Annotated in this window: 26 protein-coding genes; 14 read left to right on the forward strand and 12 right to left on the reverse strand. The window is 40.7% G+C overall.

Annotation, left to right across the window (positions count from 1 at the left end; translation table 11 throughout):
* Positions 1-53 precede the first annotated feature (53 nt).
* From FGG15_RS02135 to FGG15_RS02160, 6 genes are all read right to left on the reverse strand, one after another.
* Positions 54-569: a DUF6787 family protein gene (locus tag FGG15_RS02135; RefSeq protein ID WP_138832729.1), complete on the reverse strand. Its 516-nt coding sequence runs from the start codon at positions 567-569 to the stop codon at positions 54-56.
* A 30-nt stretch (positions 570-599) separates the two neighbouring features.
* On the reverse strand, positions 600-1058 hold the full coding sequence (locus FGG15_RS02140; protein WP_138832731.1) for a DUF6146 family protein: 459 nt from the start codon (positions 1056-1058) through the stop codon (positions 600-602).
* A gap of 67 nt (positions 1059-1125) precedes the next feature.
* Entirely contained in the window at positions 1126-1767 is a 642-nt protein-coding gene (locus FGG15_RS02145; RefSeq protein ID WP_138832734.1) for a DUF937 domain-containing protein, read from the reverse strand.
* 72 nt (positions 1768-1839) lie between these two features.
* Positions 1840-2793 (reverse strand): D-2-hydroxyacid dehydrogenase, encoded by a 954-nt coding sequence (locus tag FGG15_RS02150; protein ID WP_138832736.1) that lies wholly within the window; start codon positions 2791-2793, stop codon positions 1840-1842.
* A 58-nt stretch (positions 2794-2851) separates the two neighbouring features.
* Positions 2852-3916 (reverse strand): 3-phosphoserine/phosphohydroxythreonine transaminase, encoded by a 1065-nt coding sequence (gene serC / locus FGG15_RS02155; protein WP_138832738.1) that lies wholly within the window; start codon positions 3914-3916, stop codon positions 2852-2854.
* A gap of 82 nt (positions 3917-3998) precedes the next feature.
* Positions 3999-5024 carry an acyl-CoA reductase gene (locus FGG15_RS02160; RefSeq protein WP_237561722.1) on the reverse strand — a complete coding sequence of 342 codons (1026 nt, stop codon included), beginning with the start codon at positions 5022-5024 and terminating at the stop codon, positions 3999-4001.
* A gap of 108 nt (positions 5025-5132) precedes the next feature.
* On the opposite strand from FGG15_RS02160, the gene FGG15_RS02165 reads away from it, so the two are divergent.
* Positions 5133-5486 (forward strand): 4Fe-4S dicluster domain-containing protein, encoded by a 354-nt coding sequence (locus FGG15_RS02165; RefSeq protein WP_138832743.1) that lies wholly within the window; start codon positions 5133-5135, stop codon positions 5484-5486.
* A 1-nt stretch (position 5487) separates the two neighbouring features.
* On the opposite strand, the gene speB is transcribed toward FGG15_RS02165, so the two are convergent.
* Positions 5488-6264: an agmatinase gene (speB, locus tag FGG15_RS02170; RefSeq protein WP_138832745.1), complete on the reverse strand. Its 777-nt coding sequence runs from the start codon at positions 6262-6264 to the stop codon at positions 5488-5490.
* 341 nt (positions 6265-6605) lie between these two features.
* Here speB and ychF point away from each other — a divergent pair, with 341 nt between their 5' ends.
* The 7 genes from ychF to FGG15_RS02205 all read left to right on the forward strand — a co-directional run bounded on the left by ychF (position 6606) and on the right by FGG15_RS02205 (position 15838).
* The gene (gene ychF / locus FGG15_RS02175; RefSeq protein WP_138832747.1) at positions 6606-7700 is read left to right on the forward strand and encodes a redox-regulated ATPase YchF; all 1095 of its coding nucleotides are present in this window, start codon (positions 6606-6608) and stop codon (positions 7698-7700) included.
* Positions 7701-7779: 79 nt separating this feature from the next.
* On the forward strand, positions 7780-8319 hold the full coding sequence (locus tag FGG15_RS02180; protein WP_138832749.1) for a hypothetical protein: 540 nt from the start codon (positions 7780-7782) through the stop codon (positions 8317-8319).
* A 15-nt stretch (positions 8320-8334) separates the two neighbouring features.
* Positions 8335-9354: a hypothetical protein gene (locus FGG15_RS02185; protein WP_262710821.1), complete on the forward strand. Its 1020-nt coding sequence runs from the start codon at positions 8335-8337 to the stop codon at positions 9352-9354.
* Between the two features lie 262 nt (positions 9355-9616).
* Positions 9617-10072 (forward strand): tetratricopeptide repeat protein, encoded by a 456-nt coding sequence (locus FGG15_RS02190; RefSeq protein WP_138832754.1) that lies wholly within the window; start codon positions 9617-9619, stop codon positions 10070-10072.
* 233 nt (positions 10073-10305) lie between these two features.
* Positions 10306-12165: a DNA topoisomerase IV subunit B gene (locus FGG15_RS02195; RefSeq protein WP_138832756.1), complete on the forward strand. Its 1860-nt coding sequence runs from the start codon at positions 10306-10308 to the stop codon at positions 12163-12165.
* A 24-nt stretch (positions 12166-12189) separates the two neighbouring features.
* On the forward strand, positions 12190-14817 hold the full coding sequence (locus tag FGG15_RS02200; protein ID WP_138832758.1) for a DNA gyrase/topoisomerase IV subunit A: 2628 nt from the start codon (positions 12190-12192) through the stop codon (positions 14815-14817).
* A 64-nt stretch (positions 14818-14881) separates the two neighbouring features.
* Positions 14882-15838: a sterol desaturase family protein gene (locus FGG15_RS02205; RefSeq protein WP_138832760.1), complete on the forward strand. Its 957-nt coding sequence runs from the start codon at positions 14882-14884 to the stop codon at positions 15836-15838.
* Positions 15839-15844: 6 nt separating this feature from the next.
* Here FGG15_RS02205 and FGG15_RS02210 read toward each other — a convergent pair whose 3' ends face one another.
* Genes FGG15_RS02210 through FGG15_RS02220 form a run of 3 tightly spaced genes read right to left on the reverse strand, consistent with a single transcriptional unit; the run spans position 15845 to position 17454 of the window.
* Positions 15845-16657: a TerC family protein gene (locus FGG15_RS02210; RefSeq protein WP_138832762.1), complete on the reverse strand. Its 813-nt coding sequence runs from the start codon at positions 16655-16657 to the stop codon at positions 15845-15847.
* Between the two features lie 2 nt (positions 16658-16659).
* Positions 16660-17037 (reverse strand): DNA topoisomerase IV, encoded by a 378-nt coding sequence (locus FGG15_RS02215; protein WP_138832764.1) that lies wholly within the window; start codon positions 17035-17037, stop codon positions 16660-16662.
* A 42-nt stretch (positions 17038-17079) separates the two neighbouring features.
* The gene (locus tag FGG15_RS02220; protein WP_237561723.1) at positions 17080-17454 is read right to left on the reverse strand and encodes a helix-turn-helix transcriptional regulator; all 375 of its coding nucleotides are present in this window, start codon (positions 17452-17454) and stop codon (positions 17080-17082) included.
* A gap of 285 nt (positions 17455-17739) precedes the next feature.
* Between FGG15_RS02220 and FGG15_RS02225 the strand changes: the two genes are divergently transcribed.
* The 3 genes from FGG15_RS02225 to FGG15_RS02235 all read left to right on the forward strand — a co-directional run bounded on the left by FGG15_RS02225 (position 17740) and on the right by FGG15_RS02235 (position 19968).
* On the forward strand, positions 17740-18846 hold the full coding sequence (locus FGG15_RS02225) for a M14 family zinc carboxypeptidase (RefSeq protein WP_138832768.1): 1107 nt from the start codon (positions 17740-17742) through the stop codon (positions 18844-18846).
* A gap of 101 nt (positions 18847-18947) precedes the next feature.
* Entirely contained in the window at positions 18948-19427 is a 480-nt protein-coding gene (locus FGG15_RS02230; protein ID WP_138832771.1) for an Lrp/AsnC family transcriptional regulator, read from the forward strand.
* A 19-nt stretch (positions 19428-19446) separates the two neighbouring features.
* A complete protein-coding gene (locus FGG15_RS02235) occupies positions 19447-19968 on the forward strand; it encodes a DinB family protein (RefSeq protein ID WP_138832773.1) in 522 nt (173 codons plus the stop codon).
* A 16-nt stretch (positions 19969-19984) separates the two neighbouring features.
* Here the strand turns inward: FGG15_RS02235 and FGG15_RS02240 are convergent, their stop codons facing one another.
* Positions 19985-20320, reverse strand: coding sequence for a hypothetical protein (locus FGG15_RS02240; protein ID WP_138832775.1), 336 nt, complete (start codon positions 20318-20320; stop codon positions 19985-19987).
* Between the two features lie 93 nt (positions 20321-20413).
* Positions 20414-21478: a 3-dehydroquinate synthase gene (gene aroB, locus FGG15_RS02245; protein ID WP_138832777.1), complete on the reverse strand. Its 1065-nt coding sequence runs from the start codon at positions 21476-21478 to the stop codon at positions 20414-20416.
* A gap of 92 nt (positions 21479-21570) precedes the next feature.
* Here aroB and FGG15_RS02250 point away from each other — a divergent pair, with 92 nt between their 5' ends.
* The 3 genes from FGG15_RS02250 to FGG15_RS02260 all read left to right on the forward strand — a co-directional run bounded on the left by FGG15_RS02250 (position 21571) and on the right by FGG15_RS02260 (position 25867).
* Entirely contained in the window at positions 21571-22743 is a 1173-nt protein-coding gene (locus FGG15_RS02250) for a proline dehydrogenase family protein (protein WP_138832779.1), read from the forward strand.
* A 332-nt stretch (positions 22744-23075) separates the two neighbouring features.
* Positions 23076-24650: a hypothetical protein gene (locus FGG15_RS02255; protein WP_138832781.1), complete on the forward strand. Its 1575-nt coding sequence runs from the start codon at positions 23076-23078 to the stop codon at positions 24648-24650.
* 35 nt (positions 24651-24685) lie between these two features.
* The gene (locus FGG15_RS02260) at positions 24686-25867 is read left to right on the forward strand and encodes a hypothetical protein (protein WP_138832783.1); all 1182 of its coding nucleotides are present in this window, start codon (positions 24686-24688) and stop codon (positions 25865-25867) included.
* Positions 25868-25997 lie beyond the last annotated feature (130 nt).

The raw sequence follows: 25997 nt of genomic DNA on the forward strand, positions 1-25997 counted from the left end.
ACTTACAAATCTAAGGTATTTGAATTGAAGTAATATGTTAACAAAACCTTAAACTAGGGGATCAAGAACCCCAAACCCATGCGCTTGAGCATTTTCTTTTCAAAGTCCCAAAAGAACTTAAACTGGCCAAAAAGCCATCCAAAGCAAACCAAAAGTACCTGATATATGGGAAAAATAAGCAAGATTCTAGCGGTCCAATACAGCCAACCGCTGACCACATCCCTCTTCAATCCAATAATTTCTGTCAGGGGTCCTGCCAATTTACCAGATAGGCTACCAGTGACGGCAAAAACGATAAATATGGCTATCATTTCCCAGCGCTGTCCCACGATCCATTTGTTGGATAATTTCTTGAAGCACCATAAAAAAAAGCGAAGCATTACGTAATACAAAAGGACTGAAATCCCAAGCGTAAAAGGCCATTCCCAGATACTGTTGTTCAATTCAAAGAGGTGCAAAAACCTCCTCGCAATCATATAGGCGGTAAGTAATAGCAATGCCACGCCCAAGAAAGGAAAAAGGTATTGCCAGTTTTGGGTAATATCCCAACGCTCCTTTATTTTTTTCATCGAATAAATTTCGACGGCAAAAATAGCATTTTAAATTCTTGGAATAAAGGGGCCTAGCCTTTGGTTGTACTTTCGTTGAAAGTAAATGAAATAATTGTACAACTTATAGTTGACCTCGTAGCCGTAATCGATGTTTGGGTCATAATCGATTTGAAGCATGTAGAGATTGGAATCGAACTGTTGTGGTTGCAAAACCCTTTGGTTCCAATTGATGACCAAGAGTTGATTCCTGTTTTCCAAAAAATGTTGGGAGTAATATCCCTCTGGTCTAGCTATGCTATTTAGCCAGTTAAAAAAACCAGGATCAATGATGATGATTTCATATTCCGTTTCCTCATTGGAAATTTCCACTTGTTCGCCCTCTTCAGATTCAAACAATGCTTTTTCCTCGTCGGTAATGGCCAACGCTTCCTTTTGCGCGGTGCAGGAGACCAACAACCCTACTAGTAACACCGCCAATACTAGCCCTTGTAATATGTTCTTTTTCATAGTATTAAGGTACGAAAAAGCCATTTGAAATTTCAAATGGCCTTGTTAAATAACGTTAATTCTTGGATTATTTCCCGAAGAGGCCTCCCAGAAGCCCTCCAAGTCCACTCTTCTTTTGGTTGCCTCCGCTAAGCACCATTCCGGCCAAATCGTCAATGACGCTGCCATCACCATCCGAATCCAGGAAGGTCTCAATAAGGGATTGTTGTTTGGTAGCAGAGCTTCCTCCTCCCATAAGACCGCCCAACAGGCCACCAAGTGCATCTGGTCGGTTTACGTTTTGCTGACGGGTCTGTTTGCCCAAAAATCCTAAAAGAATGGGCGCTGCTATTTTTAAAATTTGAGCGATAGATCCTGCATCCATGCCTGACTTACTGCTCAAGGCGCTTTCTACCTGAGGTTGCTTGGCTCCAAAAATATGACCCAAAATTCCTGCTCCATCATTCATTACACTTTGGTCCACACCACCGCCAAAGAGTCCACCGAGATCATCCAAAATACTTCCATCATGCTTGGACGAAAGCGCGTTCATCAATCCTTCAGCACCGCTTTGGGTAGAGGCATTTCTTTTCATGGCCCCCATTAGCAAGGGCATTGCCATACTGAGCACATCTGCGGTCTTATTTTCTGGCTGACCGGTTTGACCGGCAACACCGCTAATTAATTGTTTGCCCATTGGGCTGTTTAATAAATCTAATAATCCTGACATTCCTTTAGTGTTTAGTTAAGGCCCACAATGTACAAAATTGAAGGTATCGATTCTGGGTTTGGATAAAAAAACTTAGCCCAGTAAACTAATCACCTGATTGGCCAATTCCAATCCTATCCGGTCTTGGGCGGCCTTTGTAGAAGCACCAATATGAGGCGTCAAGGAAATTTTGGGATGCATCAGGATCTTGATTTCAGGAGAGGGCTCAGATTCAAAAACATCCAAACCGGCAAAGGAAAGTTTCTCATTTTCCAGAGCATCAATGAGGGCGACTTCATCCAGGACACCTCCACGGGCAGCATTCACAACCCCAGCACCCGTTTTCATCATTTCAAACTCTTTTTTTCCGAGGATGTACCCATTTTGTGCAGGTACATGAATCGTAATGAAATCGGATTCTTGCAATACTTCTTCAAAGGAATTTGCTTTCATGGAAAAGGTAAGGGACTGTCCATCAAAGAAAGATACGCTCAAAGTGCAGTCCTCCACATTATGGTCTGCATAGAGTACCTTCATGCCCATGGCAAGCCCAATACGGGCAGTAGCTTGTCCAATTCTTCCAAATCCGATGATGCCCAAGGTCTTTCCCCTGAGCTCCATTCCGTTGGTGTAGCTTTTTTTCAATTGCTTGAATTTGCTATCCCCTTCCAAGGGCATATTTCTGTTGGAATCGTGCAAAAATCTTGCTCCGCTGAACAAATGGGCAAAAACAAGTTCGGCAACAGAGGCTGATGATGCCGCTGGTGTGTTGATTACATGGATTCCCTTTGATTTGGCATAAGGAATATCGATATTGTCCATACCAACACCTCCACGACCTACCAGCTCCAAATTGGGGCAAGCATCAATCAAGGATTTGTCAACCTGGGTGGCACTTCGCACCAATAATACTTGTACCTGGTTGTTGTTGATAAAATTGGATAGTTGTTCCTGTGCTACTTTGGTTGTTAGGACTTTAAAGCCTTCTTTTTCCAAGTAATCTATTCCGGACTGGGAAAGTCCGTCGTTTGCCAATACTGTTTTCATATGTTGATCAGTTAAGAGCACACAGCTCTTTGCTTACAGCTGATAACTGTTAACTTTATTATCCTCTTTTTTCCAAATCACTCATGATATCTACCAAAATGCCAACACTTTCCAGGGGCATGGCATTATACATGGAAGCGCGGTATCCACCTACGGAACGGTGACCGTTGATTCCGCTAATACCAGCTTCTTTGCATTTTTCGTCAAATATTTCCTTTAGAGTTTCATCGGTGATATTGAAAGTGGCGTTCATGATGGAACGATCCTCCTTGGCCGCAAACCCTGAAAAAACGGGATTCAATTCTATTTCTGAATAAATTAGATTGGCCTTGCGCTCATTGATTTCCTCAATGGCAGCAATTCCTCCCAAATCCTTGAGCCATTGCAGGGTAAGCATGGAAACATAAACCGCAAAAACCGGAGGTGTGTTGAACATACTGTCCTTACTGGCATGCACGGCATAATCCAACATTGAAGGAATTTTTCGGGATACCTTGCCCAAAATATCTTCTTTAACAACGACCAAAGTAGTTCCGGCCGGCCCCATATTCTTTTGTGCCCCGGCATAGATTAAATCAAATTTGGAAAAATCCATTTGACGCGAGAATATATCCGAACTCATATCGCAAACCAAGGGAACATCTGTTTTGGGAAACTCCTTGATCTGGGTGCCGAAAATGGTATTGTTTGAAGTAAGGTGTAAATAATCCAGGTCTTTAGGGATGTTGTAACCCTTTGGGATGTAATTGAAGTTTTGATCTTGTGAAGAGGCAACTTCTACGATTTCACCCATTAGGCGGGCTTCCTTAATGGCTTTTAAACTCCATGTTCCCGTATTAACGTAGCCTGCTTTTTTATCCAGAAGGTTATACGCGGTCATTAAAAATTGAGTACTGGCCCCGCCTTGCAAAAAAAGTGCCTGATATCCTTTGCCTTCCAACCCTAACAACTCCAAAGCCAGGGAGCGGGCCTTTTCCATAATGGCCACAAATTCCTTGCTCCTATGGGAAATTTCGATGAGGGACAACCCAATGCCATCCAATTCCACAACGGCTTCTGCCGCTTTCTGCATTACTTCCTGTGGCAAAATACATGGGCCTGCGCTAAAATTGTGCTTTTTCATTTGATAGAGGTTAGTTCCAATCCGATTAATTAAGCGTCAAAGGTCTTAAAAAAACTTGGATCTTAAAACAGGCCTTTATCAACTATAGCTGTAGTAAAAATTTCATGGTATCCACTCCGTCGGCATAGTCCTGCAATTGTGGTTTTTGCGTTTGTCCAAAAGATATTTCGCTAGCCATTAAACCTTTGGAAACTATACACTGTATATCTTCTTGACGCTCTTGCAGTTCACCTTTTATTTCATCCAGGGAATTATAGTGCTCATAAAACAGAGAAGCGATGGGAGAAGCAAAACTTTCATCTTCCTTCAACACCAAGAACCCATTGTCCAATATTTTGAACTCACTCATTAAATACACCGCTTTATTATAATCGTAATTGTTGGCATATTTATGTTGATTGACAATGTCTTTATATTCAAATAAGGTTTTGAAAAGTAAATCAAAATCGTAATCCTTTGGCACATAGATTTTGGAGACATTTCGGCAACCTAAACCATAATATCTAAAAATGTCTTCCCCTAGTGCTATTAGTTCCTCTTTAGTTTCCTTGCCCGTAAGCACTGCAACCGCATTCCGGTTTTTTCTGATGATGTTAGGCTTTTTACCGAAATAATACTCAAAATAACGGCTGGTATTGTTGCTTCCCGTAGCGATCACCGCATCATAATGATCAAACTTTCCTTCAACAAATTGAATGGAGTCCTTCAGAGAAGCTTCAAACCGAATCAGTTGCTCCGCAAGATAGGGTAGGAGCACCGTGTCATTGGAAGATAGTTTAGCCTGAACCTTATTTCCGGAGAGCAGCACGCAAATAAAATCGTGAAAACCCACCAAGGGAATATTTCCGGCCATGACAATCCCAACAACTTTTACATTTTTTCCTTTTTCAAATGCATATTGGGACAACCAAGTGGCCATATTATCCTCCGTTAACAGATGGGCCCATTGTCCAAGGCTGTGCAGTACGTTTTCTTGCGTAAACCATCCATTTTGTTGTTCGGCTCGTGCCAATACTTCTTTAAAATTAGCGTTAGTAGTATTGGCTCCAGAATTGTGGGATTCACAAAAATCCTGGATAAAACCTCCAAGTTTAACAAAAGCTTGCACTATTGGGTTATGGGCCGTCATTATATTTGTACACTAAATTGGTAGGGTTTATTTTTGCGCAAAAGTACGCATGCTGAAATAAACTCAGCATATAGGAAAAAGAAAATTATGGCGATTATTATAACAGACGAATGTATCAACTGCGGGGCTTGTGAGCCAGAATGCCCAAACACCGCAATTTATGAGGGTGCTGATGAATGGCGCTATAGTGACGGTACTTCGTTGACCGGCGATGTGGTATTACCTGATGGGAAGGCGGTAAATGCGGATGAAGTACAGGAACCTGTTAGTGACGAAATCTACTATATAGCTCCTGATAAATGTACCGAGTGCATGGGCTTTCACGAGGAACCCCAATGTGCTGCCGTATGCCCAGTGGACTGCTGTGTTCCGGATGAAGACCGGGTTGAGTCTGAAGATGTTCTATTGGGCAAGCAGAAATTTATGCACCCAGACGGGTAGGCTACATCATTTTAGCTACAATCTCCTTAAAAAGTTTAGCGCAGACCATGGCGGTCATATCATTGATATCCCTGGTAGGGTTGTATTCCACAATGTCCGCACCCACCAAAGGCACTGGGATATCCTGAATCAACTGGATGACCTGGCGCGTGCTTAACCCTCCTGGCTCATGGTGCGATACCCCTGGAGCAAATGCAGGGTCCAAAGCATCCATATCCAAGGAAAGGTAAAGGGGATTTGTAAATTGAGACATTTTAAATGAGCCAAAATCCTTCATTTCATTGATGTTGACCCCAAACTGTTTAGCATTCTCCCTTTGTTCCTCATTTAACGTGCGAATCCCTACTTGAACCAAGCTTTCTGCCAAACCACTTTCCATGATATTGTAGAACGGACTAGCATGCGAGTACTTATCCCCTTCAAAGTTGGAATACAAATCACCATGGGCATCAATATGGAGGACATCCAGCTTGCCATAAACGGAATGAAATGCCTTGATCAGTGGAAAGGTAATGGAATGATCACCCCCAAAGGTCAGCAACGGAGTTCCTTTTTTTAGGTTCTTGGCGGTTGTCTTTTCAATATCAAAGTAGCTTTCAATTTCAAAATCCCCTTTGTCATCAAACAACTCGGGAGCAATGTTTTTACCGTCTTCAGCATAATAGTTGGCAGAATGGCTATGGTATGCTTTCCGAATGAGTGGTGGAGCCAAGGCCGGACCCTTAAGAAAGGAGGATTTTTTATCAAATAATATTCCTTGCAGTGCAATCTGAGTCATGGATTAAAGGTAGTAACATTGGATGGGTTTTATCAAAAGCATTTCTTGCTATTTTTGCTGGAATAAAAGGAAGATAAACATGCGGGAAAAGAAAGAGGATTATAATGGGTTTTGGAAGCAGTTTGGATGTATCCTCTCTGTGATTGTAATTCTAGGAATGCTCACGGTTCTTGGTCTTGGCATCTATCTTTTTGCAAAAGGCTTCTAATCTATTTAGAGATTGCATTCCTTCCAAAACTTCAAACTATATTTGCACGCTTAAATCAATTGACAATTTGCAATGCACAATTAGCAATGGTCATTTGTCTTAAATCTAACGTCTAAAATCTAATTTCTACCTGATGAAAGCCGGAATTGTAGGATTACCCAACGTAGGAAAATCAACCTTGTTCAACTGCTTGTCCAATGCCAAGGCCCAAAGTGCCAATTTCCCGTTTTGTACCATTGAACCCAATATCGGGGTGGTCAATGTACCAGACCAAAGATTGGAAAAACTTGAGGAAATGGTGAATCCGGAAAAAGTGATTCCTGCGACAGTGGAAATTGTGGATATCGCGGGATTGGTAAAAGGAGCCAGCAAGGGAGAAGGTTTGGGTAATCAGTTTTTGGGCAATATCAGGGAGACCGATGCTATTTTGCACGTACTTAGATGTTTTGACAACGATAATATTGTCCATGTGGACGGTTCTATTGATCCCATCCGAGATAAGGAAACCATTGATATGGAACTGCAACTCCGGGATTTGGAAAGTGTAGAAAAGAAGTTGGACAAGGTAAAGCGTGCTGCCAAAACCGGTAATAAAGACGCTCAAAAAGAAGCTGACATACTAAACCAATTGAAGGAAGCTTTGGAAGCTGGCACCTCGGTGAGGGCCATTTCCATTTCCGATGACGATCACTGGGATTATGTAAAACCTTTACAATTGATCACGGACAAACCTGTTATGTATGTATGCAATGTGGATGAAGGTGCTGCGGTGGATGGAAATGAATATGTGAAAAAAGTCAAAGAAGCTGTTGCAAACGAAAACGCGGAGGTGATATTCCTTGCCGTTGGAACCGAAGCTGATATCACCGAATTGGAAACCTATGAAGAACGCCAGATGTTCTTGGAAGATTTGGGACTTACAGAGCCTGGTTCCGCAAAACTCATTAGAGGGGCATACCGATTACTTGATTTAGAAACCTATTTTACCGCTGGAGAAAAAGAAGTCCGGGCATGGACCATTCCTGTTGGCGCAACTGCTCCGCAAGCTGCTGGGGTAATCCATACCGATTTTGAAAAGGGATTTATCCGTGCCGAAGTCATTTCCTATTCCGATTACGTACAATACGGCAGCGAAGCCAAGGTAAAAGAAGCGGGCCGGATGCGCGTGGAAGGTAAGGAGTACGTAGTACAGGATGGGGATGTGATGCATTTTAGGTTTAATGTTTAAGCTGATTTAAGTTCACTTTGTCGATTACTTCCAAGTTCATCCAAATCCTAGTTTTATTTTTGGGACTTAATTCCAAACAATGATTAAAAACCTATCAACGCTATTACTGGTTCTATTGTTTATTTCTTGTTCTTCATCAGGGACTGATGACAATGAGCAAACGATGTTTGATTTGCCAACAGTGTCAACTGGAACAGTAAAAAATATTTCCGAAAATTCCGCAACCGTAGATGGGAATGTTACTTCTGATGGAGGTTCCAACATTAATGAAAAAGGTGTAGTATGGGGGCAAAGTCAAAACCCTACTATAGCTGACAATCAAAAAAAAGCCCAACCAGGAACAGGCCAATTTTCAATTGAACTAACGGAGCTGGGCTCAAATACCACTTATTTTGTTCGGGCCTATGCTATTAACAGCGAAGGTACTGCATATGGGATTCAACAACAATTTACAACGCTTGAAGTCGAACCTACACAAAAGATCCATGAGGGAGATATAGTGCTCAATTCCCAAAATGAGGTTGAGAGTTTCGGAAATCAGGGTTATACGGAAATCAATGGGTCGCTAACCATAAATACTGCCAATGCCTCATCAGGCATTGATGATTTGTCCACATAGGCAAGCTTGCAGATTGTGCGTGAAAACCTCTGGATTGCAACAAATCAATCATTGACAAGTTTAAACGGGTTGGACAACCTACAAGAAGTTGGTGAATCACTTCAGGTTTTAAACAACCCAGAAATCACAAATCTTGATGCACTCAGAAGTCTAATAAAAGTTGGATCTATTGTAGTGCTTAATAATTCCAAGCTTGAAGATATCGATCAATTAAATTCCTTGGAGGAAATAGAAGGAGGAATAATTATACAATCCAATCCTAGTTTGCTTGCAATCGATGCATTTAATAACATAGAATCATTAAACGGGGTGCTATTTGTTGAAAAGAATGCTGCACTTTTGGAAGTAACCGGGTTTGAAAACTTAAAAAGTTGTCTTCAAATGACAATTTCCGGAAATGATAATTTATTAAGACTAAATAGTTTTGAGAATTTATCTAGCATAGGGCCAATCCGGATTACAGATAACCCAGCTTTAAATGCTATTGTTGGGTTTAACAATTTAACCAGCACACAACAAGATATAGGATCCATTGATATTGAAAACAATGTTAGCTTGATAGAATTTGACGCCTTGCAAAACCTGACATTGATCAACGGACATCTTAATATATCCTGGAATAGTTCTTTAGAAACTATTTCGTTACCAAATCTGGAAAAGATTGAGGCCAGTTTATCAATCTCATGGAATGCAAAATTAATTTCCACAATGGGTTTTGCAGCTTTGGAAATTGTGAATGGGGATGTGGTCATTGCGCGGAATGATGAATTAACCCAATTAAGCGGGTTCGATTTGCTGAATGAAATAGGTGAAGATTTAACCATTGGCAATAATGGTTCTTTGGAAAGTCTGAAGACTTTTGAGAATTTAAGTATCCTGGGAGGAAGCATTTATATACATTCAAATACATCCCTTACCGACTTTTGCGGATTAACCCATTTAATGGAAAGTGGCTGGAGCGGTAATTGCTCCATAACCGATAATAATTATAACCCAGATTGTTCTGAAATTATAGAAGCGACCTGTAGCTTGTAGCAATATAAAATTGTTCGGTTAAAGATATTCAACACCGGCTTTTTAGGTCGGTGTTTTTCTTTGTATTAATATCATCGAAAATATAATTCGAGTTAATTCGTGAGACCTGACGGTAGGCAGGTTCGTGTCGAACCAAGGGGGAAGGACTATTCTGTCAACCCAAACTCCGCATTCGTCAAGTCAGATGCCCTATCCATCCAATGTCCCATAATTCCTAGCTGTAGAATCCCCATTTTAGTGTAACAAGTTAAAAGTGATATAAATGAGAGGGTTTTTCAGCAATCTGTTCAGGAGGAAAATAATCATGGCCATGGAAACTGTCAACAAAAGGAATCAAGGATCGCAGTCCATTACCAAACACATGGATGAGGAGGAATCCTTGGAGTGGTGCGCGTCCAACGCCATGACAAGCGGTGAATTTGAAGAAGCCGTACAACGTTATCTGGAATTGGCCATCAAATATCCATGGAACAAGGGTTTTTACCTGAGCCAAGTAGGTGCCGGGTACTATTATCTAACGGAGTTTGACAAAGCCATAGCCTATTACTTGGAAGCCAAACAAGTGGGAATGCATGCAGCCAAGATGGACGATAATGTGTGGGAAGCCTGTGAAACCCAGTACAACAACACTCAGAACAAAACGGATATCAAAAAATACCTCGAACATTTCCCTGAAGGCAGTCATGCCCAAAAAGCACAAAAATTGTTGAATGGGTAAAACCTCTGGGACTGGAACCGTGCCTTTGTGTCAATTCCCGAAACTTGCCTGCCAGAACCAAGTTGGTCTCCATCCTAAAAAACTACGAGTCCCAATAACTTCGTGCGAATTAGTGGAATTCGTGTCAAACCCAGATAAAATTGCCTATCAACAGTCCTTGTTGATTACTTTCTAGCTGCTGCCCTAGTATTTTTGTGCCTAAATTTTATATTAGCAAGGATTAACCCTAGTTTATGGCACAGACCCAGTATACAGAGGATAACATTCGTTCACTGGATTGGAAGGAGCATATTCGTATGCGTCCCGGAATGTATATTGGTAAACTTGGTGACGGCTCCTCCGCTGATGATGGTATTTACATACTCCTTAAGGAGGTCATAGACAACTGCATTGACGAATTTGTCATGGGGGCAGGGAAGACCATTGACATCAATATCAAGGAAAACACGGTTCATGTCCGCGATTACGGTCGTGGCATCCCGTTGGGCAAGGTGGTGGACGTGGTTTCCAAAATGAACACTGGGGGAAAATACGACACCCGCGCCTTTAAAAAATCCGTGGGATTGAACGGGGTGGGAACCAAGGCGGTAAATGCTTTGTCCGCTTCCTTCAAGGTTGAATCCACTAGGGATGGAAAATCCAAGACGGCTGAATTTGAGACGGGAAACCTTATCAATGAGGAAATGCTGGAGGAAACTTCCAGGAGAAGGGGGACCAAAGTAAGCTTTATCCCGGACGAATCCATTTTCAAAAATTACAAATACCGCAACGAGTATGTGGAACGCATGCTCAAGAATTATGTTTATCTAAACCCTGGTCTCACCATTGTCTTCAATGGCGAAAAATTCTTTTCCGAAAATGGACTTAAAGATCTCTTGGAGGACAATAACAATCAAGATGATTTTTTATACCCCATCATTCATCTCAAGGGGAACGACATAGAAGTGGCCATTACCCATAGTAAAACACAATATAGCGAGGAGTATCACTCCTTCGTAAATGGGCAGCACACCACACAAGGAGGTACCCATCAGGCTGCGTTTCGGGAGGCTATTGTTAAAACAGTTCGGGATTACTACGGCAAAAATTATGATGCTTCGGACATTCGCAAGTCCATTATCTCTGCGGTTTCAATCAAAGTTATGGAGCCGGTTTTTGAAAGTCAGACCAAGACCAAACTGGGTTCTACAGATATGGGCGGGAACCTGCCAACCGTTCGGACTTATGTAAATGATTTCATAGGAAAGTACTTGGACAACTACCTGCATAAAAATCCAACTACGGCTGAGGCCCTGCAACGAAAAATTGTACAGGCGGAAAAGGAACGTAAAGAACTTTCCGGTATTCGGAAATTGGCAAGGGAACGTGCCAAAAAGGCAAGTTTGCACAACAAAAAATTGAGAGATTGCAGGGTGCACCTTCAGGATATGAAAAAAGATCGTAGGTTGGAGACGACCCTCTTTATTACCGAGGGGGATTCTGCCTCTGGTTCCATTACCAAATCCAGGGACGTAAATACTCAAGCGGTCTTTAGTCTTAGAGGAAAACCCTTGAATTCCTATGGCATGTCCAAAAAGATTGTATACGAGAATGAGGAATTCAATTTGTTACAAGCGGCATTGAATATTGAGGAGTCCATGGAAGACCTTCGGTACAATAACATTGTCATTGCCACGGATGCCGATGTGGACGGGATGCACATTCGACTGCTCTTGATTACCTTCTTTTTGCAATTTTTTCCGGAACTGATCAAGGAAGGACATTTATACATTCTGCAAACTCCATTGTTCCGGGTTCGAAATAAAAAGGAAACCATTTATTGCTACAGCGAGGAAGAAAAACGGAATGCCATTCAAAAATTGACCGGAAAACCTGAAATTACACGTTTCAAGGGGCTGGGCGAGATTTCTCCAGATGAGTTCCAACATTTTATTGGGGACGATATTAGACTGGAACCGGTAATGCTGGATAAGGCCATGAGCATAGATACGTTGTTGAAATTTTATATGGGCAAGAATACGCCCGATCGGCAGGAATTCATCATCAACAACCTTAAAGTAGAACTTGATTTAATAGAAGAAAACCAACTATAAACCAATTAAATGACCTCCTTCTAAATGGAAGAGAATGAAGAACTGAATGATGAAGGTTTAGAAAGCCAGGAAAAGCCCCAAGACAGTCTTACCCGTGTAACCGGCATGTACAAGGACTGGTTCTTGGACTATGCCTCCTATGTTATCCTGGAACGTGCGGTACCGGCCATTGAAGATGGCTTTAAACCCGTTCAGCGCAGGATTATGCACGCCCTCAAGGAATTGGACGATGGGCGTTACAATAAAGTGGCCAATGTGGTAGGGCACACTATGCAGTACCATCCTCACGGAGATGCCAGCATCGCAGATGCCATGGTTCAAATTGGTCAAAAAGACTTGCTCATTGATACCCAAGGTAACTGGGGAAACATTCTTACAGGTGACAGCGCAGCTGCATCAAGATATATTGAGGCTCGACTTTCTAAATTTGCATTGGATGTAGTATATAGCCCAAAGATTACGGAATGGCAGTTGTCCTACGATGGAAGAAAAAAGGAACCCGTCAACCTGCCAGTCAAGTTCCCTCTGTTATTGGCCCAAGGAGCCGAAGGGATTGCTGTTGGCTTGTCAACAAAGATCCTTCCACATAATTTTAATGAACTCATAGATGCGTCCTTCAAACATTTGAGAGGACAGCGCTTTAAACTTTTCCCTGATTTTCCAACAGCTGGAATCATTGATGTAACCAACTACAATGAGGGAATGCGTGGTGGAAAAGTAAGGGTACGGGCCAAGATTTCAACCTTGGACAAGAATACCCTAGTGATCAATGAAATACCTTATGGCACCAACACATCTTCTTTAATTGATTCCATCCTAAAAGCCAATGATAAGGGTAAAATCAAGATTAAAAAAATTGAGGATAACACCGCAGCGGAGGTTGAAATCCTCGTGCATCTGCCTAGCGGTCTTTCTCCGGACAAGACCATTGATGCACTCTACGCCTTTACGGCCTGTGAATCATCCATTTCACCACTGGGTTGTATCATCGAGGACAACAAACCTTTGTTTATCGGGGTCAGGGAAATGCTGGAGCGATCTACCGATTATACAGTGGAACTGCTTAAAGCAGAACTTGAAATCCAGTTGGGGGAATTGGAGGAACAATGGCACTTTGCTTCCTTGGAACGGATTTTTATCGAGAACAGAATCTATCGAGATATAGAGGAAGAGGAAACTTGGGAAGGTGTGATTGCGGCCATTGACAAAGGTCTAAAGCCACATACCAAAAATCTAAAAAGAGCTGTAACAGAAGAGGATATTGTCCGCTTGACCGAAATCCGGATTAAGCGGATTTCCAAGTTTGATTTGGAAAAAGCACAACAGCTTATTGAGAGCTTGGATGAGCGTATTGCCCAGACCAAGCACCATTTAGCGCATTTGGTGGATTATGCCATTGATTACTTCAAAGAGCTAAAGAAAAAATATGGCAAAGGCCGTGAGCGCAAATCAGAAATCAAGATTTTTGATGACATAGAAGCGGCAAAGGTGGTCATTAGAAACACCAAGCTCTATGTAAATAGGGAAGAAGGCTTTATTGGCACCTCTCTTAGAAAAGATGAATACGTAACCGACTGCAGCGATATTGATGACATCATTGTTTTAACCAAAAAAGGGGAAATGATGGTTACCAAGGTAGATTCCAAGACCTTCATTGACAAAGGAATCATTCATGTAGCAGTTTTCAAGAAAAAGGATAAGCGTACCACCTACAATATGATCTATAAGGTTGGTAGGGGTGGACCCAGTTACATCAAAAGGTTCAACGTTACTGGAGTTACCCGGGACAAAATGTATCAATTGGCCGGGGACAAGGCTTCAGCTGAGGTGTTATATTTCTCTGCAAACCCCAATGGTGAGGCTGAATTAATCACGGTCTTATTACGTCAATCAGGAAGTATAAAGAAGCTGAAATGGGATTTGGATTTTGCTGACTTGCTCATCAAAGGAAGGGCATCCAAAGGGAATTTGGTTACCAAGTATCCCGTAAAACGTATCGAGCTTAAAGAAAAAGGTGTTTCGACTTTAAAACCCAGAAAAATTTGGTTCGATGATATTGTAAACCGTCTCAATGTAGATGGGAGAGGAGAGCTTTTAGGAGAATTTAAAGGAGATGACCTCCTTCTGATCATTGACCAAAAAGGAAAGGTAAAGACCATTCCACCCGATTTGTTAACACGATTCAATGACGATATGATCGTGCTGGAAAAATGGAATCCCAACAAGCCCATTTCCGTAGTGCACTATGAAGGAGAAAAGGAGCGCTATTACATCAAAAGGTTCCTCATAGAAAATTCTTCCAAGGAAGAGCTGGTGATTTCAGAACATCCCAAATCCGTTTTAGAGCTGGTATCTACGGATTGGAGACCGGTGATTGAGATTGAGTTCGTGAAGCCTAGGGGCAAGGACGTCAAGCCTAACCAACAGGTAGATATTGAAAGTTTCATTTCGGTAAAGGGAATAAAAGCAATTGGCAACCAATTGACCACGGAAAAAGTGAAAAATATAAATACCTTGGAGTCACTTCCTTTTGAAGAACCCAAAGACCCTATCCCCGAAGAAATAGAGGTGGTGGATGAAGAATCCGTAGATGGTGCCAAGGAGGATAAAGATGCAAAAGATGACAGTTCAGAACAAACCACTTTGTTTTAATGCATTATTCTGCCTATTTTGCGGCCTTGTGCACGCACCTAACCCTACAGTTTAATTTCCCCTTATGGATTTCACCAACCCGTTAGTATACGGTGTACCCGTATTTATTGTTTTTATTTTGGCAGAGCTGGCCTACAGCAAAGCACATGGGGACCATGAGCTTTATAATTGGAAGGATTTGGCAGCCAGTGGGTTTATGGGTGTTGGCTCGGCAATATTGGGGCCTTTGTTCAAGGTAGCATTCGCTATTGTACTTTTCCAATCGGTATACGAACTATGTAATCCGGAAATAGATGGCATTCGTCAGAACATTTTAGGATACCAATCTTTTGGTTATGCTTGGTATGTTTGGTTGTTGTGCCAGTTGGCAGATGACTTTACTTATTATTGGTTCCACAGGGCAAACCATGAAATTCGGTTTCTATGGGCAGCGCATATTGTACATCACTCCTCCGACAACTATAATTTAGGCACTGCAGTTAGAAACGGTTGGTTTACCATTGTGTACAAACCTCTGTTTTACATGTGGATGCCAGCCATTGGTTTCCCACCTGAAATGGTGGTGGTCTGTTTGGGAATAGAAGCACTGTGGCAATTCCAGTTGCATTCGGTTTATGTTCCCAAGCTCGGTTTCTTGGAGAAAATTTTCAATACCCATACCATGCATCAGGTGCATCATGCGCAAAACGTGGAATACCTGGATAAGAACCACGGTGGGTTTTTAAACATATTTGATAAGCTGTTTGGTACTTGGAAAGCGCTGGATGATGATGTTGATGTTAAGTATGGGGTAATCCATTCTCCAGAATCTTATAATCCGGTGGTTATATTAACCCATGAGTATAAGGACATTTGGAACGATGTGAAGAAATCCAAAAAGCTGTCGCATAAGTTAATGTACATCTTTGGACCTCCCGGTTGGAGTCACGATGGGAGTACACTTACCGTGAAACAACAACAGGCGAAGTTCAAGGAGTACAAGAAACTGAATCCGAAATTGGCCTATCAACGGCCCAACTAGAATCCTTTACGATTCTGTGACTTCCTTATTTCTAGATTTGTTTTTCTTCATCCGAAGATCAAAAAACTCCACCATTAGAGAAAAGGATATTGCGAAATACAGGTAACCTTTTGGAATTGCACCTACCTCATTGTCAAATACAATTAAATGGGAAAGGTGGGCCGCTTCTGCAATTAACATAAATCCAATTAGAATCAGGAAAGACAATCCCAACACCTGAACAGAAGGGTGTCTGTTCACAAATTCTCCAACCGGATTTGCAAAAAGCATCATAATCAAGACCGAAACCACTACGGCTGTAACCATTAAAACCAAGGCATCGTTTGGATTGGGGGAAATACCGTTCGTCATTCCAATGGCAGTTAGAATGGAATCAAACGAAAAAACGATATTGATTACTGTGATTTGAACGATAGCATTGGTCAACGAAGAGGAACGCGATTTTTTTACTTCCCTTTCATCATGCCCGCGATCTTCAATTTTCTCGTGGATTTCCTTAGTACTTTTGTAGAGTAAAAAGAGCCCTCCCAGGAACAAGATTAACGCCTGCCAACTAATTCCGCCGGTAATCCAGGATTCGTCCAAGACCCAAAAAGGTTTTTTCATCTTGGTCAGCCAGGTAATTCCAAACAACAACAGAATTCGCATTCCCATAGCCAAGACCAGTCCAATATTGGTGGCTTTTCGGCGATCTTTTTGCTCAAGTTTGCCAGCTGCTATGGAAATGAAGATGATGTTGTCAATTCCCAAGATGATTTCCAAAAAGGTCAAGGTAAGCAATGCCATCCAAGCATCAGGACTTGTAAAAATTTCAAACATGGTTAGTGTATTTTATGGGCGGTTCCCTTAAATTTTCGTTTATCGCCAATGGCGTTGTATTCAAATGTATAAGAAGAATCCGAAGTTGTCAATATTTTTATGTGAATAGATTTTTCCTCGGCCTTGTTTTTCGGATTCAAGTTTCTTAGGACATATTCACAATCATTGATCCATCTTACGGATGAAGAATCTTGTTTTCCTTCAAAATAATCGACCTCCAAATTATCCTTTCTAAGGAAAGTGGTGGTTTTGTTTTTGCCATTAATTTCAGTGGTGAATGAAAACCGTCCGTTCTTAAAGTTGGTGCAATTGCGCTCAGGAGGCTGTTGGCATGAAAGTAATAGGAAGAGTGCGAAAAAGGGTAACAGTTTTTGTAACATGCATGCAAAGTAAATGCAAAGAACCGAATGTGCCTGAACCTATCAGTTTTTTTTTGCATCAAAAGATTCAAAGGTGCCATCCGCATAGAAAACCACCATGCGAACAGGATCGGAATTTGTTTTCCCGGAGGTTTTGGTAGGTGACTCATTGCCAATCTCAGAAGTCAGCTGGGTAGGGGAGGCATCCTTTTCCGAGGGGGCTGGGAATTTCCCCTTTCCAATTAGAAGCCAATATAAGTTGACATCTGGATAGGTCTTCACCACCTTCATCACAAAATCCAAGCTGGGTTTATTTCGTCCACTTAGAATATGGGAAATACTCGAGCGTTGCACTCCAATGGAATCTGCAAAGGAAGAAACCGTGAGTCCAAAATGGTCAATTACCGATTTAATTCGAATGGCAATATCGTTGTTCACAAAAATAAATTTATATGGCTAAATTACTCATACGAATAGCCAATGTCAACACAAATCAGAAAAAATAGTTGTTGTTTAAGTAAATTTTAGATTTATATAAACGACCCTAAGTATCTGTTAATAAACAACATAAAATCATTAATAAATAAAATTGATTTTTGTGATTACAATTGTATTCCATGGAACCATAACATGGTCACAAAAGTGAAATAAGTTGATAAAAGTGTATACAATTGTAAATTTTGTTTGAATTACTTTTGTACACTTAATTCAGTATTACCAAACATGATTCACTTTGAAACGTATAAGGAAAGGTCTGTGGAGGGGCGCTATGTAACTCTTGATTCGCTACAAAAAACATGGCTCAACACCTTGGATTCTTCTTTCGTTGAAACCATTGGCAGCTCGGTTCAAGGGAAAGATATTTTTTGCGTTACACTTGGGAGCGGGCCAAAGAAAGTACTTATGTGGTCCCAGATGCACGGGAATGAATCTACTACAACAAAAGCGGTATTGGATTTGGTTAATTACCTAATTGCAGACGAAGAATTTGGTAAATCTATTTTGAAAGGCTGCACCATTTGCATAGTACCTATTCTTAATCCTGATGGCGCGAAAGCCTATACCCGTGTAAATGCCAATGAAGTGGACCTCAACCGTGACGCGAAGAATAGAACGCAGCCTGAAACCATTGTCTTACGTGAGCTATTTGAACGGTTTCAACCCGATTTCTGCTTTAATCTACATGACCAACGTACCCTATTCAGTGCGGGTACCCAGAATAATCCAGCAACGGTTTCGTTTCTGTCTCCGTCAAACAATCCAGAAAGAACAATAGATCAAACCAGATCTATAGCCATGCAACTCATTGTTGCCATGAACCGTACCCTGCAAAATCACATTCCAGGGCAAGTGGGAAGGTATGATGATGGGTTTAATGAGAACTGTATTGGAGATACTTTTCAGCTGTTGGGTGTACCTACTATCTTGTTCGAGGCAGGTCATTATAAAGAAGATTATCAACGAGAGGAGACCAGGAAATACATTTTTATGGCTCTGACGGAGGTTTTAGAGGTGATTTCAAAAAATAGGATAGCGGAATTTCCGCATCAGGAATATTTCGACATTCCTGAAAATGAAAAACTCTTTTTTGATACCCTTATTAAGAATGCCCATCTTATCAATGAATCCTTGTCGGCAAATCAGCAAGTGGGTATACAATTTGTAGAGACTTTGAAAGATGAGTCCATTGATTTTGTTCCGGAAGTGGCCAAGGTAGGAGAGCTCTCTGGGAGCTTTGGTCATACCACTTTGGATTGTTCCATTTCAAGTCAAATGGAGCAAATAGAGCGTAAGAATCTTCTTTGGTTAATACGGGATATCAAGAGTTAATCTCGGTATTATCAGGTATTTGTTACATTTTGTTTAAAAAAAAGCCATTTTTTTTAAATATAATTTCTTAATTAACTAATTTTGATCAAAATATTCACACTATGAGCAAAGTTAAGTTAGACGAAATCGACCACCAGATACTGGATATGTTAATTGACAATACCCGTACGCCATTTACGGATATTGCCAAAAAGCTGCTGATCTCTGCTGGTACTGTTCATGTCAGGGTTAAAAAAATGGAAGAATCCGGAATCATCAAAGGATCCTCATTGACCTTGGATTACGTCAAATTAGGATATTCTTTTATCGCCTACGTCGGAATTTTTCTGGAGAAGACGCACCAGACAAAATTTGTCCTGGAACGTTTGAATCAAATTCCATATGTTACTGTTGCTCATATCACCACAGGAAAATTCAATATTTTCTGTAAGATTCGTGCCAGGGACACCACACATGCCAAGAATATTATCTTCAAAATTGATGATATTGAAGGTATCAGTCGTACGGAGACCATGATTTCCTTGGAAGAGAGCATCAATGACAAAAAACGTTTGATGCATACCATCTTTAACGAGCTATAAGCTTAAATACTTTTCGGATATGCTAAGTTCAGAACTTTCCCCGTCTGAATACAACCCTTTTTATCATACCTATATTAAGGCGTTGGGAGGAGAGGTAAAACTATTGGATCAACTGGTGGATGGAAGGGACGTATTTCTTTCTTTTCTCAAAGATATCCCTACAGCCAAATTGGGGTTTGCCTATGGTCCTGAAAAATGGACCTTGGCAGAAGTACTAATGCATATCATAGATGCCGAAAGAGTCTTTCAATACCGAGCCTTGAGGTTTGCACGGAACGATTCCACTCCCTTATCCGGATTTGATCAGGATATTTATGTTCCGGAATCCAATACCAAAAATAAATCCAAGGAAGAAATTATGATTGAATACAAAACGGTTCGGGATTCGACCATTGCACTTTTCCGCTCCTTTGATGATCAAGCGCTAACACGTCTGGGTATGGCAAGCGGTTCTGCTATGAGTACTAGAGCCATGGGTTTTATCATTTGTGGGCACCAAGCCCATCACATGTCCGTGATACGCGAACGGTATTTGAACTAGTTGGAAAAAGTAGTTTTTAGTATAAGCCTTCGTTTTCTTGTTCTTGATCTGGGTCCAGTTCAGGATTTACGGATTCTTCACCTTCACCTAGAACAGCTTCGGTTTTTTCAGTATTGCCCAACTCTTTTTCCATGTTCTCCTCAAAATTGGAAATGAAATTGGAGAGACTTTTACTGATTTTTACCAGATAGATGGTGTCTTCTGTTTTAACTTCTACGGATTCAATAATGTCCCCGTTGGGCTTTTTCAGGGTAATGATATCTTCATCCCCATAACCGTAGGGATAAGAATCGATTAAAACTGCCGCCACTTTGCGATCCAGCTTTTTGTAATCTATTAATACACGTTTCATTATGGATAGGTTTATGGTTTCCTATCCTAAGCTATAAATTTTTGAAGCTGACCGGGCTAAAGAGTTGTAAATGCCAATATTTAGTATATGTACCTAAGATTCTTTGTAGTAAGCAAAGGATTCAGCAAATAAATTTTCTGGAACCTTGATGTCCGTCACCGCCCTCCCAATGCTTTGAAGCAACACAAAGTTGATGTCGCCATGTGAGTTTTTCTTATCATATTTTAAAAGTTCCACAATAGCGGTAATGTCCTCCTGGTCAAATTCCACTTTGTGAAAATACTTTAGAAAAGTTTCTTTGATTTCTTGAAGTGATAATCCTGAAAGCCCCGTTAGTTTGTGAGACAGGTAACCTTCCAAGATCATTCCCACGGCAATGGCTTCTCCGTGCAACAAACTCTTTTTGTTTGAATTTTCCAGAAAGTAGGATTCTATAGCATGACCTAGGGTATGTCCAAAATTTAGAATTTTCCGAATGTTCTGTTCCGTTGGATCCTCTGTGACCACCTCATTTTTTATGCTGATGGATTTTTGAATGGTGGCAGCGTTCCCATAATCATCGATTTCCCTGAGGGACTTCCAATATGCTTCATCTTTGATCAAGCCGTGTTTGAGCATTTCGGCAAATCCGCTGGTACGTTGGCGTTGGTCCAAGGTGGCCAAAAATTCAGGAATGACCAGGACCATCTGTGGCTGGTTAATGACCCCAATCTGGTTTTTAAGTACGCCCAAGTCCACGCCTGTTTTACCACCTACTGAAGCATCTACCATGGACAAGAGGGTGGTGGGGATGTTTATAAAATCGATTCCCCGTTTGAAAGTAGAGGCTACAAATCCCCCTAGATCAGTAAGTACGCCACCTCCAAGATTGATCAACAGACTTTTTCGGTCGGCGCCTTGATCGGATAACCATTCCCACACTAGCATGCAGGTCTGGATGTGTTTGTTTTCCTCCCCGGATTCGATTTCAAAAATTCCATGCACGGGAACCTCATCTCTCATTTTTTCCTGAAGTAGGGGAAGACAATATTTTTTGGTGTTTTCATCCACCAAAACAAAGATTTTGGAGTAGTTGCTTTTGGCAACATGTTGTCTTAGAGAGGCTTCCGCCAATTCTTCCAGATATACCTCGTAAGAGTGCGATTTAATGGAATTCATAAATTCTAATTGCACCGCTAAATAAAGATTATTTTTATAGATAATGATCCAATGTGGCTACTTATATTTGAATCTTTAATAAATTCACAACAATGCAGCCAGATTTTGAGAATACTGCAATAGCATTCCAAATGAAGACAGACTCCGAATTGGAACGTGCTTATTTTCTTTTTAAACTTATTGCGAACGAACCTTTGGTGAAAATTGGAACGGCGGTTACCAATTTTGCAATCAAAGCGCATTTGCCAATTGAGGGGTTGATACGCGCCACTGTATTTGATCATTTCTGTGGTGGGGTCAACGAAGAAGATTGCATTCCCATAATTGATAAAATGTATGCCAATGGAGTAAGCTCTATCCTGGATTATTCTGTGGAAGGCAAGGAGGTAGAAGATCAATTCGATTTTGCACTTCACAAGACACTGGAGGTATTGGATTTTGTGAAAGAAAAGGAGGCCATTCCTTTTGCAGTTTTTAAACCTACCGGTTTTGGGAAGTTTGAGTTGTATGAAAAAGTAAGTGCAGGAGAAAAACTTGATATACAAGAAACGGAAGCTTGGGGACGACTGTTGAATCGCTACGAACAAGTGTGCAAAAAAGCCCATGATTTGGACGTTAACCTATTGATTGATGCCGAAGAGAGCTGGATGCAACAAGCTGCGGATGATATTGCGTTAGACATGATGCGGAAATACAACAAGGAAAAGGCGGTTGTCTTTAATACGCTGCAGATGTATCGATGGGACCGAATGGAATATTTGGAACAGCTGAATCAAGTAGCAGAAGAGGAAGGATTCAAAATTGGATTGAAGGTAGTACGCGGAGCTTACATGGAAAAGGAAAATGATCGCGCCAAGGAGTTGGGCTATAAAAGCCCTATTTGCGAATCCAAAAAGGCCACGGATGAAAACTTTGATAATGCAGTATGCTTTATTATGAATCATCTGGATACCATTTCCATTTTTGCGGGCACCCATAATGAAGCAAGTTCTTTAAAGCTCTTGGAACTAATGGAGCAAAGAGGCCTTGAAAAAAACAATCCCAATGTTTGGTTTGGACAATTATATGGGATGAGCGATCATATCTCATTCAACTTATCGGAAGCAGGTTACAACGTGGCCAAATATGTGCCATATGGCCCAGTCAAAGATGTGATGCCATATTTGATACGAAGGGCAGAGGAAAACACCTCGGTTGCTGGACAGACTACCCGGGAATTGGGGTTGTTGCAAAAAGAAAAGAAGCGCAGGAAGTTGGATTTATAGGTCGTGTGGTTCTATTCAGTTTTAAAGAATACATCTTTTAACTACTTAATTAGATAGGAGGATAACACTCTAATTGAGTCATCGTATCATTCATTCTTTTGTTTTCAAGTCATTTTCACCCTGTTTTTTAGTTCAATTTATAAATGGATAGGTGCATTTATAAATGGAAATGGATTTGAATTGCCCAATACCTGAATTCCTTCCAATTTTACTTCACGTCAATTTTTAGAAAGTCATAGCGCTAATAGGCGATTTCATTGTTTTCGCGCTAAGCTCTTCACGAATAAAAATGATGGCGACAATTATTGTTAAACTCAAATATCAATTATCGTATGAAAAAAAGAACTAATTTATATCTCTTTTTAGGTATTATGGCAGCTTTGTTGATTATAAGTTGTGAGACAGAAACTTTTGATTTGGATTCCATGGTGGAGGATATTCAATTTACAGAACAAGGAATGATAAAGTCCAATTTCAATCATGGGAACTTTGGGGAGTATTCGGGTATACAATCAGAAAACATTATTATTTCTTGGAATGGGTATAAAACCATTAATATTGAGGACAGGATCTGGTATGAATATAATGTTGAAGAAATTATAGAACCAGAACTCGAAGCGGGTGAGATTACCGATATCACTTATAGTCTGCTAGTGACTATTTTCGATGAGTCCCCAGCTTATTGGTTGGTGCGAATGGATTCACATAATGGCGTGGCTTTTGATTCCTATTTTGAACTAGAGGAAGGCAATTTCACAGGTATGGTATATTTGTTTGATATTGAAGGTACTGTAGATATGGCTAGATTTTATCGCAAAGGAGAGGCATATCAAGGTGTTAAAGATATTGGAAATACTACGAATCTTCCTCAACCGGAAGCAGCCAGATGTGACGCCAAGGTTGTTGCGAGGTGCACGGTGCAAAATGGGTGTCCACCACCTCAGACAGGTACTGGTGGTTGCAAATACGGTGGCGGCCACTATGAATGGCAAATTTCATACAGCTATACTGACTGGTACTTGGATAGAAATGGCGACGGAGTTGGACAGGCCAATGAATATTATAATACAACTACCCAAGAGACCAGAACATATGTGTTTGTACCCTCTGGTACATCGCTACCCCCTTCCCAGAACAGCTGGGGATTTGCAGCCCTTGATGGTAGTGGGCAAGTAAGCTCTATACCAAAGCCTCGCGTGCAGCCCGAAAGGATAATCATTGCCCCAGACCTATTAGAAGAATATCCTTGTACTGAGGGCATAATAGGTAAGGCATTGTCTGCTGAACTCGATGTTTGGGGCACTATGAAGGATGCTTTTGGTAATGACCACAGCGATTTTGACATTACCTATAAACACAAAGTTTTGGAAGATGATCGTGAAGGTCGACTAACTTTAGGCGAGACACATGTTACACTAGCTAATAGCAGAATTAGTGATATGACCATTTATCTAAATACCACCTATTTAAATTTAGCAACTGACGTATCTATTTTTGCCACTGTCCTTCATGAAAATGTCCATGCCCTTATGCTTTATCAATTAGATCAGAAGGGAATCGTGTTTGATAACCCGGAGAATCTTGACATGTCTATTTTGGCGGATAAATGGTCGGCTGAAGTAGCCAAAATTCAAAATGGGCCAATGCCACCTAATGACCTGGCCTATGCTCAACATCGAATTATGGTGGGTGTGGTTGATGTTATGGCTGATTATATTCAAACTTTTGCTACCACTAGAAATTACGGTATAGATGAATTCCAAGCAGAAGCATTGGCATGGACTGGTCTTTTTGATTCCATTGCATGGACCTTAATGGATCCCTTGGTAAAGGAATCGATTGAGAACTTGATTGAGTCTGAAACCACAGGTTTTGGTCCACTTGCTATTGGAACAAAATGTGATTGATCATTGTTTATACATAATAATAAAACTTATGTAACATGGGGAATAGAAGGCTTTCAATGATTTTGATTTTCATATTGGTCATTATGCGGGCCATTGGTCAAGATGATCAAAAATATGCTCGTCTCCTGAATACTAGCATAGCCGATTATAAGGATATGTTTACGGAGATGAGTTATGTGGATTTAAACGTAAAGTTTGATATTCCCTATTTCAATTACCTCTATACTGGAAACGAAAAACTGTGGTTTTTGGGTTATCCCATAAACGACTTCGCATTGGGGGTGTCGGATGAAAACAATATCCTTTGGACCATGTTGGAATTTGGTGATAACGGGTCTAAAGTTTTGAGTGATGTATTGGAATATTTCGGAACTCCTGATAGGGTGTCAATAATGGAACGCGGTAAGCTTAAAAGACCTATTTCTTTGAATAGGAATGAGAGTATCGAATATTATTATAAACATGGTCAGGAAAATTGTATTGGTTTTACTTGGGATGCCACAACATCTAGAGCCTATGGAATGTTTTTGGAATACCATACAACGGGTACCGGATGTTATACAAAAAAAACTGGAATCCTCCGACTACACTATAAACTGCCGAATAATCAACATCGGAATTTTATGGTTCCTTTGACTGTATATTCAGAACATCCAGTCCAAAAAAAGCTAAGTGATGAAATCTACAATAAATTGGTCGCTTTTATTGTATCTCAGGACACTGCAATCTCTGTTTTGCATCAACGAAAGGTTAAGTCTTTAGTGAAAAAAGGCAAGATGACAAAGACCGATAGCATCAGATACTATAGGGCCATCAGGGATAAAAGGTTGGTACTCATTAAGAAAAAGGCCAATTTCATAGCACGCGAATACCTTGCTAAGGATTTGAAGGGTCACAACTTTATAGAAAAACATCTTCATCTATCAGCGATGCAGACACAGGCTATAATCGAAAGATTACAAGTTGATGACAATCACAATCCTGCACTAATAAGTAAAAGGATTGATATATTTGAGAAGGTCCCTGAATGGCAAGGGTATTATCAAATCTCCTCTGCTGTACCTATTGATGAAGAAAATTATTTCATTTTTTATTACCGACATAATGGTCATTTCAGTTGGGAAAGTGTTGCGGTCACCTTTACTGTTGCAGAAGGTAAATTCAAGGTCAAGAACAAAACAAAATTGGATATGGTTACCCTTGATTACCCCAAATAAGTAGTAAATTGATGTGATAAAAATTGTTAGATTACCAGCAGCTACCAATTACTTACTTTTCAAATTTTATGGTCATTGTAATACTTTTCCAATCATTTACCCCATTTCATCCCGGTAATGATTCCTTAGG

The organism is Flagellimonas algicola (genome assembly GCF_005937185.1).
Lineage (GTDB): Bacteria > Bacteroidota > Bacteroidia > Flavobacteriales > Flavobacteriaceae > Flagellimonas > Flagellimonas algicola.